Source organism: Butyrivibrio sp. AC2005, assembly GCF_000424145.1.
Taxonomy (GTDB): domain Bacteria; phylum Bacillota; class Clostridia; order Lachnospirales; family Lachnospiraceae; genus Butyrivibrio.
In genome coordinates this window covers 81,149-91,311 of the sequence record NZ_KE384142.1, presented here as the reverse complement: position 1 = coordinate 91,311, position 10,163 = coordinate 81,149, and the positions used below count along the sequence as shown (strand labels likewise).

Here is a 10,163-nt window from a genome sequence, read left to right as displayed (position 1 = left end):
CTGATCTATCCTTTGGTCGTAACGAGGACAGCGTCTGTGGCAGAACGGACAATCATCCTGATGCCATTTATCCGTCCGCGCATGGATTCTGAGGTGGGTAACACCATCCCGATCAAGATAGAAGTTTGCATCTTCTACGACAGCATGATTGACATTGAGCAATTTTTTACATAATGTATTAGCAGAAACCATCTGTGGGTACCTCTGGTATCTCTGTAGTATAGTTTGGACGCTAATACATTACAGAAACACAGATGGTTTTTCAATTGCAAATATACATCAGAGGACTGGCATAGTACCCACCATCATGCCAGAAGCCTCTTAAAAAAAGACATTATTAATACCTTTTAGAATTTCCGCATAAAATTTGAATATCCTCAATGCTAATCTGTATTAACCAAAAGAGCTAGCCAATAGTATAAATACCACGACTAGCTCTCCAATGAAAGACAAATTTTAATTGGTTGTATTATAGTTGAGATTTAGTATTTTAGCAATAGCATCTTGAAGAACCCTTGAATAATTTAAGCCTGCCTCATCAGCTTTTACCGTCATCCAATAGGGCACCGTACAATTCTTTCTCACTGCTCTGTTATCATATTGCCTTTTATATTCTATAAGGTCTACATCCACAATTGTCTGCAATCCATCAGAATAATCAAATATTTCTGTATTATCTTTTGCTATTAGTAATGCTTCTTCATATGTCGATGCCTTTGGCAATTTCTCTTCCTGCTCAATTCCAGCAAGCCCAATATAATCCCTTGCCATCTCTATGGCGTCTGCTAAGCTCTTTCCTTCCGTATAACCATCCAAATCAGGTATATATACCAAAAAATCCTCTCCTGACTGTTTAATAAATACAGGATACGTCACTTTCATTATAGCCACCCCTTTCAATAAGGACAGAAAAAACCAAGTAAGGTAGGGATTAAATCCCTGCCTTCTTGATTATCTGCTTGGCTGTTATCTCATTGAGTTCTCTATGCCTAGGAACCTGAACTTTTATTGTACCATTGGTATATATATCATGCTCCCCGCCATGCCTCAGGAGATAATAACCAGCATTTTCAAGGTTTTAATTAAAATTTGTCTTTTCATGATGTACCTCGAAAATGTTATTTATTCCAATTAATATTATACGTATTTTATGCGCATTGTAAAATTGAAAGAAAAGACCACCTTTAATAACATAGTCAAAGCTGTTCCTGCATTAGCAGTTCCTACGTCAACTTCCTTAAATAGTTCTACTCAAAATCAATTTTCCGAGGCTCGAGATTTTCTCCTGCCTCTTTTTCTTGTTTGGGATTCCTGTTCATTGCCGCCATCATTTATTTTAGCTTTGAGGAATTCCATAACCTCTCATAGGATCTGCAACTTTTAATGAATGCCTCTATAAGCTCTTCGTGTTCAATGGCCTTTTCCTTTGCTCTCAGCTCCTTAAGCTCATCACAGGCTTTGTTGTATGCTTCACCAGTCCTTATGACTTTTTCCTCCGCCTTCTTTATCTGGTTTTTCAGCGTTTCCTTACTGATACGTGCCATATCCTTACCCACTGATCTCATCTGCAATCTTTAGTCTCTCGCCTATCCTCTCAGCTCTTGATTTGACATAAGACGCGTCCATACCAAATGCTTTGAGGATTGTTTTCTGTGTCTTTGTGACTGCATGATCCAGGCGGTATATCCTATCCAGCCCTTGTATCATCTCTATCTTTTCAAGTTCCTTAAGTGCTGCCGGGACGGTCATATAATTGGGTTTTTCATCTATTTTTTCCAATTCTTCCTTGAGCCTTGTATATATCCTGTTTCTTACTATAAGAGCGACAAACTCAACGAATATCTTTGCGTCTGCAGACTCATTGCCATATACCCTAAGACTCTTATTTCCAAGATATGACTTATCTCCGCGGAACAGTTTTTCTGATGCATCCCTGCTATAATACAGATCTATTGCCTCTTCGGCTGTCATCTTCGCAGATGTAACAATAACAAAGTATCCGCAGAGTCTTATCATATTCCCTGCCATACTCATAGTTTACATATATTGCATCTCCCTTTGGCTTATGGATAATTTTTCCTTTAACATTTGGTACTGCAACGAGAAAATCCAGGTACATTTTGCCTCCTTGTAGTTCTCACATTTGAGTGCCACTTTCTACTGGAAGTTAGCGTACTTTCATTATTCATTTGCTTCTTAATCAAAATCAAACATAAATCTATATTACGTAGCTCAAGCTATTACTTCCCACTCTTCTGAAGTCTATCCCTCTTCCCTCTATACTCCATAATAGGCAAATCGGCTGCAACCAGACACTCGCCAATTGCGATAGCTGTCTTCTTTGGAATCTGTGTTTCGACTATTCTCTTATCCTGTCTCTCGACGATCTTGTTAGCTCTGCTCCCAAGCCATGATATTGCCTTATCAATAAACTTTATGCCTGTAAATTTATTATAAAATCTCAGCGCAATGATAGCGTGTTCATCATCAACCGGAACAAAATAAGCAAAAATCAACAGCTTATCCGTCACGTGATTAAGCCACATATTTGGGAACTTGAATGTAAGGTTCGTACTCTTTATTTCTGCAGCTTCAGACGACTTCGGGGTTTGTCCTTTATCAATTTCATTATTGGCACTGGTCTGCATGGTATTGTCATCAAGCCAGACTACCTTGGGACCATTGCATACTGTTTTATTTCCTCGACCAATAGTATTATGATGAACAAAAGCGAGATGAGAAACATCCAACTGATTCTCAATGACACGTGAGTAATCAACATTCCACGTATCCTCAATATGATCATATGCGTATGAGGAATCTGTGATCACATCAAACACGTCAGGCTCACCCTCAGGTTCTTTATCACCGTACCATACAAATATAATCCCACCAATCTCCTTGGTAGGATAGTTTTTCATGCGAAACCTTGTATAGTCCTGAGTAGAAGCTCTGCCCTCTGAAGGTACATATACGCATTTTCCGGAAACATCATACTCTATGCCATGGAATGGACACTTTACATGATCATCCTGTATACACCCTTTAGCCAAAGATGCCTTTCTATGAGCGCAAAGACTGTTTACGCATCCAATTTGTCCATCATCAGTCCGAAATATTACGAGGTTCTCACCAAACCTACGTACTCCAACAACTTTACCTCTCTTGAGTTTATGTGACGAGAGTATAGCGTACCACTGGTTGTTAATCATTTCAGTCACATCCCCCATTCATATAATCTATATCAACTTACATGGCAATTATTCCATCAAGACCATTAAGTTAATCTTTTGTCTTAACAGAAACGAATGAAAGCTCGTGTTCTTTTCCCTGATCAAGAATATTTAAAAGGCGACATGCTGGCCCTGTAGGATGCGTTCTTCCTAGTTCCCATGCTTCAACTGTTTTCTTTGAAACTCCCATGTAATTTGCAAGTACAGATTGAGTCATACCGGCTTTATTACGAATGACTTTTATTTCTTCGTTAGTATATCTAGTGTCTTGTCTAATTGACATTTAATTAAATTAAGGCTATTAATTGCTGGGCTTTTCCATTATAATTAAAAGAAAACGGCGAGGTTACTTATGGCAGGAAAACCCAACAAAAATGCAATTTACTTAACTGATGAGGAGTACAATACACTTTCTTCACTTTCAAAAAAGAAATCAAGTTGTAAGACACTTAAATGCAGGTGTCATGTACTCATGGATCTTGATAATAACCACGGCAAACGTCTTACCTACAGCCAAAGTGCAAGAGCAAATGGTGTTTGTCCTGCAACAGTTTCTAACATAACAAAGCTTTATAGAGATGGTGGTATTGATGCCGTAATAGCTTTAAAACGTAATGTTAATTCTGACAACGCACGTCGCAAAATGGATGGACGTGCCGAAGCACGCATCATTGAAATTGCTTGCAGCCCAGCTCCGGAAGGTCATTCAAGATGGACTCTTCGAATGCTTGAAGATGAATGCAAAATTGTCCTTGAAGAACCTGTGAGCAAATAAGGGGAATAACACATACATAATAATATCATCTCCTGGCTTCAGTGCACTAGCGGCATAAAGAAGTTTTCGTAATTTACGCTCAAAATTGTTTATCAGCGGAAACAGTCTCCTATTAAAATACGCAGCACTTTCGTTTATAAGTACTACAGGTTTAAAAGGAATTATTTTATCATTGATATCAGATAGTTTTCTTGCCATTTCTTCAGAATCAGCGTTAATCCCGACCATTATAATACATATATCATCATTCAACTTTCTATTTGTAACACTAAGCGTATTTACTGTATTATTTTCAATCAATTGCAAAATACTATTTTCCTTGTCTATAGGTACAAGATACTCTAATCTCATTTTATTGCCTGCTTTCCCATATGTTATTTGCAAGTAATTTTCCTTACAGAAACAATTCCATGTGTCAAAATATATTGTTAAGGATAATCCGATTTGTCCATGATTCACCTTGTCTCTCTATGGATGTATTTTACATCGCTTTGCTTTTCTCAGATAAACAATATCGGTCACTCACTCCATCTAATGTCTAACTCTAATTCATTACTTTCAATAATATCCATAATCTCTTCTTTGCTCAGAGGCTTTTGGCTTATATCATGTTTAGGTCTAACCCCATTTTTAAAAGTCCCTTTATAATAGTAATATTTATTTGAAGTATCCTCTTTTGCTATTTCCCATGCCAAGCCTGATTTATCATCAAATTGACCTTCATCAAAAGCCCCTTTATAAAGAGTCCTTACTGTACCATCAGGCGAATAACATATTAAAAATCGCATTTCCTGTACCATCACTATATTTTCCTTTATACGTTCTGCCTTGATAATACTCCAATAATTTTTCTCCTATTCTCAATCTATCAACAGTAAAAATATCCTTACTTTCCACTTCTAAAAAGTTAAAGCTCATACGAATATCACCAGAATATTTGTATCTCCATGTCTCGCCATCTGAAACATCGTATCCGTTTATACAATCAATTATTTTTCTATTTGAGGTATACCATGATCCATTATCTACAAAAGCCTGCTTGTATGATAGCAACAACCCATCATCATAATTAGCTTCAGTAATATTTATCAACACATCCTGTGAATAAACATTTATCACGCAATGTCCGTTCCAATGCATATTTTCATTAAATTGTCCGCAAAAAACGATTTTCTTATCCCCTTCTTCATAAGGGATTACTAACGTTTCACCAATCGCGTTTTCAACTTTAATAATCTCTCCCGTTGTTGAATCTTCTGCAAAATTCTCACCTGCAGTCCACATAGGCTCACTTAAAAAACCTTGTGCTGTCTTTATTTCTGCATTAACCTCTATGCCCTTATCATCATTGAGCAATAACGTCATATTACTTTCAGGTGCAATAAGAGCTGTAGAAATTTTAGAAAGTTTTTTGTCTAGTCGTCTAATCTTGCTAATAAGATTAAAGTCATATACAACGTCGTTTAAATATGCATTTCTATCTTTTTATCCACAAACAACATACAAATTATTTAATCACCTTTTTATTATACCTTGTTTGCATAATATAATTTATTAACTCTTTATAAAAGAAAATGAAGCCTACCCATGATCATTTGAATACATTGTCAAACTCAATATCTTTTCACCATCGCTTTTCTATGGTCACTTTTAATTCATATACTTGAAGCAATATCTTATATTCGTGGCTGTTATTCCAGAAATATTATTCGCACCTTCCGCCAGATTATATTCCATATCACCCCTAGTCTTCTGGATTTAAAAGTCTATGAACTTGTGTTATCCTATAAATCAAAGTAAACCAGATATACCAAGGATTGAATTGTTATGGATAACAAAAAACCAATACTTTCTGTTGAAAAACAGATTCAACATTTGAAAGATAAGGGTGTTAAATTTGAAATAATGGATGAAGAAAGTGCACAGCATTATCTGACTGAGCATAATAATTATTTTAAGCTGACATCTTATAGAAAAATTATGTGAAACATCCGGATGGTGAAAATAAAGGAAAATATATAAATCTTGATTTTGCATATCTTGTTGATATTGCTATTATCGATATGCAGTTAAGGTACATGATTGTTCCATTGGCGTTGGATATTGAACATCATACTAAGTTGCAGCTTCTAAGAAAGGTAGAAGAGACAAATGAAGATGGCTATCAAATAGTACAGGATTATATAGATTCTCTAAATGAGAAGAAAAAGGCTATTTATGACGGAGAAATAGATCGTAACCGAGGAAATATATATTGTGGTGATATAATTGTTAAGTATGATGGCGCGTATCCGATCTGGGCTTTTCTAGAGGTTATACCTTTTGGACGTCTTGTTTCGTTTTATGGTTTTTGCGCAGACAGATTTGCCGATAAGAATATGAAAAATAATTATTATAGGTTATTAACCTGTAAAGAAATACGAAATGCTTCTGCTCATAGTAACTGTATTCTTAATGATTTGAAGGCAAGAACAGCAAGCCATGATACCAATGCTGGAGTTACAAAGGCGTTGATGAGTATCGAGGGCATGAATAAAAATTTTAGAAAGAATCGAATGAGCAATGCAAGAATTCAGCAAATTGTGACTCTTCTTTATATGCACAAAGAGATTGTCACGAGTGAAGGCGTACATAAAAAAGCGGCTAAGGACCTTCAGGATGTGATTGCCAGGGCATTCAAGAATAATGTTTATTATAAGAACAATCCTATGCTCAAGGGTACTTTTGATTTTCTGAAATTGGTAGTTGACAGTTGGTTTTCTCCTAAGTAAAATACAAGTACAAAGAAAAAGTTCGACTTTTACAGAGCGGCATTGCACATTGTGTGATGTTAGCTCTGTTTTTCGTTGTATAGTTATTCTTGCCTCAAGTTGGTTCCAGTCTATTCTTTGGTCTTCCATCCTTCACCATAATGAGCTATAGCCTAAAGTCCCGTCATTTTATACCAAGGATTGATCCCTGAAACATCCGGACATGATTCTTGAATTATCCGGACAAAAATCACTCAAATCATGTCGGGACATTTACACCCATGAACTCATAGAGTTCACACTGCTTTGCTGTTATCTCAGATAGATGATGTGCTTTTCCGGGCTGCTGATAATACTCAATAGTATCCAGTTTATCAAGTAATGACTGGATTGTGAACTTGTTAAACAGGCCATTTTCATCCATCTGCTTTTTGATATAAGACACCATCTGAAGTGCTATGAACTGAATAAACAGCTTGCCTTCAAAGTTTTCTTCTGATGCGACGGACATTCGTCGCATGGAAAGTCTTTCTTTGAGATTGCCAAAGGATTTTTCAATAAGATCCTTGAGGCGGTAGATGCGCAGCGCTTCCACCGGATCTTTGATTCCATTGGTCATGAGAGCGAAGTAACCGTAGTTCTTCTCAGCCTTTCGGATAGCTTCTTCCTTGAAGCTGTAGGTTTTGCCTCTTACAGGTGTCTCGTGTATTGTAAAGTACTTCTGATAGAGCTTTTCATCAGCCGGATCAGGAGTGCCGTTTACCAGATTGTTTTCAAGACGGTCAAGCATGGCGTTGAACCTTGTCTTGTCGTCAGTTGCTTTTTGGTCATTGTAATAGAAGTGGAGATATATGCGCTTTTTGTCAGTGATTATCTCTCCGGTGCGGGGCTTTTCTTCTGTATAGTCCCATTCTTCTTTAAATGACATGACATATAGTTTTAACTCTGAATTATAGTTATAGCGGGTAACGAAGTCCTCGCGGATGCTGTCAAGCCGGCTGCTCACAAGCTTAAGCGATATCCTTGTTCCGATAAGGAACTTGTGATGATGCTTCATGAGGTCGTTGATGTTCTTCTCACTGTAGAAGCCTCTGTCCAGTACCAGCTTGAGCTTATCAAGCTTTATGAAATTCACATCCTTTATGAGGTTTTCTATGATCTTTACATCGGTTATGTTACCCGGAAGTTTCCTGTAGTATACAGGGAGCATGGACTCTTCTCCGTACAGAAGCGCAAGGTTTATCTGCGGGAGATGGTCACCTTCTTTGTTCTTTACATACTTGGCCTGCTTTATCAGTGTCGAGCATGAAGAGATAGGTGTTGTATCAAATGCAAGGTACTCATTCATTCCATGGCGTTTGGCCTGATACTGTAAATAAGCCATCTTCGATTCCTCAGTGATGAGTCCGAAGAGTTCGCTGCTCCTCTGGGATGGGATATCCTTGCCATATGGATGTTTATGGGTTGTTCCCCACTTATGGAACCGGTATAGAGCCTGCCCTTCCTCCAGAATCAGATAATACGCAATGGGCATTATCTGTGGAGCAAGAGAGCCGAAGCACTTGCCAAGATCAGCTTCGATACCGGTCTTCTGGCATATCTGATCAAGCAGATATGTTGAACCATAAAACTGACGGAGACAGACATCAGTAGGAACCGGACCAGTCTTGGGCTTCGTGAGGCTCTATTCATACTCAGCCTTGAGATGGTGATAGGTCTTGTTCGGAGTAAAAACTTCTCCATCGAACTTGCCTATGTACTCACGCTTATGATCAGTGCATTGCTTTTCTGAATTCCAGAAAGGATTGTCAATGTAAGCGTAACCGTTCTGACATCTGACTTTGCTTGTCATCCATGGTTCGTTTATTTTGAGTTCCATACCTCGTCTCCTTGGTATAAATTCACGAGAGCTTAGGTTTTACTTCCAAAATATAAAGAGCTGCAAAAGAAATGAACAAATTTCCGAGATTTGCCTTGACATAGTTTGTAGCATTTTCATATCTACCTGTTCTGGCATGTAGACCATGATTTGACCACAGATGGATATGATATAGTTGAACAGTTTCTTCGTACGCACAGTTTTGTTTTACAAAATTTGGAGAGGTCAATTAGTTCGCCTCATACCGGAGATCTTATTAGAAAATATTTTACTATATCAAAAACTACGGATATAACTACCGGACGAAACGTCTCTAACATAACAGCATATGACGATTGTCCAGTATGGGTGCTATTGGAATGCTTAACTTTTGGTGATCTTCTAGAGTTTTATTCTTTCTATGCAAAAAGCAGAAGTATTCCTCTTCCAGCTCAGTGGAGCACCCTTAATCTTGTTCGCAACTTGCGAAATGGTGCATCTCATGATGTTTGTCTTTTATGTCATTTGCCTGCAGGAAATAGTGTACCTTCAAGAGAAATAAATTTGGAAATCAAAAAGATTGCTACAATATCTACTTCACAACGACAAAAGAAGCTCTCTAGCAGAACGCTTCATGAATTTGCTGCATTAGTATATTTATATAGCCTTGTAGTTCACGGGAATGTCAGGCTGCATAGAATTGACGAACTCAAAGATCTCTTTTTTAATAGAATTCCTGAGAAAAAAGATTTTTTTAAAAACAATGCTTTACTTGTTTCTTCTTATCAGTTCTGCTGCGAAGTTATAAAAAATTTATTATTTATACCTTGACAATATTTATTTAAAGGCTTTAAGATTAAGTTAACAAAAAAAGCAGAAATGCTTTGACGGGGCGGTGCTATGGCAACGTCCTATTTTTTACTCTTTTCTCCATTTACCGGCGATACTGGCAGTAACGTTATTACCTGGATTCTCGGATTAACATGACGAGGTTGGTAATGCCACTCCAAGAGTCCTATAAATATCTGCCTGCTTCTCTAGAAGCTCACCAATCCTAGGCGCATGCTTTTCGTCCTCATAACACTCAAGGACATCAAGCTTGTCAAGCAGCTGTTGCATTGTATAAGTTTTATATAAATCTGTTTCTTTCATCTTAAATTGCAACCATATCAATAGCTACTTGCTCCAAATCTCTACTGATTGTTATTAACTCTTTCCATATCGCATCATCAAAACTTAGCGATAATGTGTCAAGAAGATAAGCCATAGCTAATCCAAAACATTCATTTCCTTCATAAAGCCAAGAATGTTCTAAATACTCATCTTGGTTAAGCAATACGCCTCCGTTATCTTCATAGGGTGCATGAAAAAATGAATATGAAAAGTCCAGAATATTCCTTTTTTGATATCATCTTGCATTTCTCTAATGAGTGAAAAGTAGTTCTCGCTATTCATCCAGCAGGAATTCACTCCTAATTCAGTTAATTTTTTATATCCTAAGCTCCCGTGAATTTATACCAAGGATTCGGTATAAACTCATTTAACAA

At 37.3% G+C, this 10,163-nt stretch carries 14 protein-coding genes and 3 pseudogenes; 4 read left to right on the top strand and 13 right to left on the bottom strand.

Annotated elements, in window-relative coordinates:
* The 7 genes and pseudogenes from G602_RS31260 to G602_RS28355 form a co-directional block, all read right to left on the bottom strand.
* Positions 1–192, bottom strand: a 192-nt coding sequence (locus tag G602_RS31260) for a hypothetical protein (protein WP_026661338.1), incomplete at its 3' end; no start/stop codon positions are given.
* Between the two features lie 264 nt (positions 193–456).
* Entirely contained in the window at positions 457–882 is a 426-nt protein-coding gene (locus G602_RS0124275; RefSeq protein ID WP_026661337.1) for a type II toxin-antitoxin system HicB family antitoxin, read from the bottom strand.
* Between the two features lie 49 nt (positions 883–931).
* Positions 932–1,063, bottom strand: a pseudogene (locus G602_RS32150) (type II toxin-antitoxin system HicA family toxin); the annotation flags it as partial.
* A gap of 268 nt (positions 1,064–1,331) precedes the next feature.
* Positions 1,332–1,544, bottom strand: a complete 213-nt coding sequence (locus G602_RS0124265; RefSeq protein ID WP_155830083.1) for a hypothetical protein — start codon at positions 1,542–1,544, stop codon at positions 1,332–1,334.
* A gap of 4 nt (positions 1,545–1,548) precedes the next feature.
* Positions 1,549–2,013 (bottom strand): annotated as a pseudogene (locus G602_RS0124260) (IS1634 family transposase); the annotation flags it as partial.
* A gap of 227 nt (positions 2,014–2,240) precedes the next feature.
* On the bottom strand, positions 2,241–3,212 hold the full coding sequence (locus G602_RS0124255) for an aromatic ring-hydroxylating oxygenase subunit alpha (protein ID WP_026661334.1): 972 nt from the start codon (positions 3,210–3,212) through the stop codon (positions 2,241–2,243).
* Between the two features lie 70 nt (positions 3,213–3,282).
* Positions 3,283–3,516, bottom strand: a complete 234-nt coding sequence (locus G602_RS28355; protein ID WP_081676162.1) for a helix-turn-helix domain-containing protein — start codon at positions 3,514–3,516, stop codon at positions 3,283–3,285.
* A 69-nt stretch (positions 3,517–3,585) separates the two neighbouring features.
* Between G602_RS28355 and G602_RS28350 the strand changes: the two genes are divergently transcribed.
* Positions 3,586–4,008, top strand: a complete 423-nt coding sequence (locus G602_RS28350) for a helix-turn-helix domain-containing protein (RefSeq protein ID WP_044933569.1) — start codon at positions 3,586–3,588, stop codon at positions 4,006–4,008.
* 518 nt (positions 4,009–4,526) lie between these two features.
* On the opposite strand, the gene G602_RS0124235 is transcribed toward G602_RS28350, so the two are convergent.
* Both G602_RS0124235 and G602_RS0124230 read right to left on the bottom strand, forming a co-directional pair.
* Entirely contained in the window at positions 4,527–4,808 is a 282-nt protein-coding gene (locus G602_RS0124235) for a hypothetical protein (RefSeq protein WP_026661332.1), read from the bottom strand.
* Positions 4,768–5,373: a hypothetical protein gene (locus tag G602_RS0124230; protein WP_026661331.1), complete on the bottom strand. Its 606-nt coding sequence runs from the start codon at positions 5,371–5,373 to the stop codon at positions 4,768–4,770. Before G602_RS0124230 ends, G602_RS0124235 begins: the two co-directional genes overlap by 41 nt.
* Positions 5,374–5,835: 462 nt before the next feature.
* On the opposite strand from G602_RS0124230, the gene G602_RS30790 reads away from it, so the two are divergent.
* Together G602_RS30790 and G602_RS0124220 are read left to right on the top strand one after the other, a co-directional pair.
* Complete coding sequence (locus G602_RS30790) at positions 5,836–5,994, top strand: hypothetical protein (RefSeq protein WP_155830079.1); 159 nt, start codon at positions 5,836–5,838, stop codon at positions 5,992–5,994.
* Entirely contained in the window at positions 5,991–6,779 is a 789-nt protein-coding gene (locus G602_RS0124220; RefSeq protein WP_049945462.1) for an Abi family protein, read from the top strand. Before G602_RS30790 ends, G602_RS0124220 begins: the two co-directional genes overlap by 4 nt.
* A gap of 238 nt (positions 6,780–7,017) precedes the next feature.
* Here the strand turns inward: G602_RS0124220 and G602_RS31670 are convergent.
* Both G602_RS31670 and G602_RS29620 read right to left on the bottom strand, forming a co-directional pair.
* Positions 7,018–8,382, bottom strand: a pseudogene (locus G602_RS31670) (IS1634 family transposase); the annotation flags it as partial.
* Positions 8,383–8,442: 60 nt separating this feature from the next.
* The gene (locus tag G602_RS29620) at positions 8,443–8,637 is read right to left on the bottom strand and encodes a hypothetical protein (protein WP_049945460.1); all 195 of its coding nucleotides are present in this window, start codon (positions 8,635–8,637) and stop codon (positions 8,443–8,445) included.
* Positions 8,638–8,787: 150 nt separating this feature from the next.
* On the opposite strand from G602_RS29620, the gene G602_RS30060 reads away from it, so the two are divergent.
* On the top strand, positions 8,788–9,447 hold the full coding sequence (locus G602_RS30060; RefSeq protein WP_196808768.1) for an Abi family protein: 660 nt from the start codon (positions 8,788–8,790) through the stop codon (positions 9,445–9,447).
* 147 nt (positions 9,448–9,594) lie between these two features.
* On the opposite strand, the gene G602_RS30785 is transcribed toward G602_RS30060, so the two are convergent.
* The gene (locus G602_RS30785; RefSeq protein ID WP_155830077.1) at positions 9,595–9,768 is read right to left on the bottom strand and encodes a hypothetical protein; all 174 of its coding nucleotides are present in this window, start codon (positions 9,766–9,768) and stop codon (positions 9,595–9,597) included.
* A 1-nt stretch (position 9,769) separates the two neighbouring features.
* A complete protein-coding gene (locus tag G602_RS29615; RefSeq protein ID WP_026661328.1) occupies positions 9,770–9,952 on the bottom strand; it encodes a hypothetical protein in 183 nt (60 codons plus the stop codon).
* Positions 9,953–10,163: the final 211 nt, after the last annotated feature.

Excerpts from the sequence above, each read along its gene's own strand:
- G602_RS0124275 (WP_026661337.1), bottom strand. The coding sequence starts at position 882 with ATGAAAGTGACGTATCCTGTATTTATTAAACAGTCAGGAGAGGATTTT.
- G602_RS0124265 (WP_155830083.1), bottom strand. The coding sequence starts at position 1,544 with ATGGCACGTATCAGTAAGGAAACGCTGAAAAACCAGATAAAGAAGGCG.
- G602_RS0124255 (WP_026661334.1), bottom strand. The coding sequence starts at position 3,212 with ATGATTAACAACCAGTGGTACGCTATACTCTCGTCACATAAACTCAAG.
- G602_RS28355 (WP_081676162.1), bottom strand. The coding sequence starts at position 3,516 with ATGTCAATTAGACAAGACACTAGATATACTAACGAAGAAATAAAAGTC.
- G602_RS28350 (WP_044933569.1), top strand. The coding sequence starts at position 3,586 with ATGGCAGGAAAACCCAACAAAAATGCAATTTACTTAACTGATGAGGAG.
- G602_RS0124235 (WP_026661332.1), bottom strand. The coding sequence starts at position 4,808 with ATGGTACAGGAAATGCGATTTTTAATATGTTATTCGCCTGATGGTACA.
- G602_RS0124230 (WP_026661331.1), bottom strand. The coding sequence starts at position 5,373 with ATGACGTTATTGCTCAATGATGATAAGGGCATAGAGGTTAATGCAGAA.
- G602_RS30790 (WP_155830079.1), top strand. The coding sequence starts at position 5,836 with ATGGATAACAAAAAACCAATACTTTCTGTTGAAAAACAGATTCAACAT.
- G602_RS29620 (WP_049945460.1), bottom strand. The coding sequence starts at position 8,637 with ATGGAACTCAAAATAAACGAACCATGGATGACAAGCAAAGTCAGATGT.
- G602_RS30785 (WP_155830077.1), bottom strand. The coding sequence starts at position 9,768 with ATGAAAGAAACAGATTTATATAAAACTTATACAATGCAACAGCTGCTT.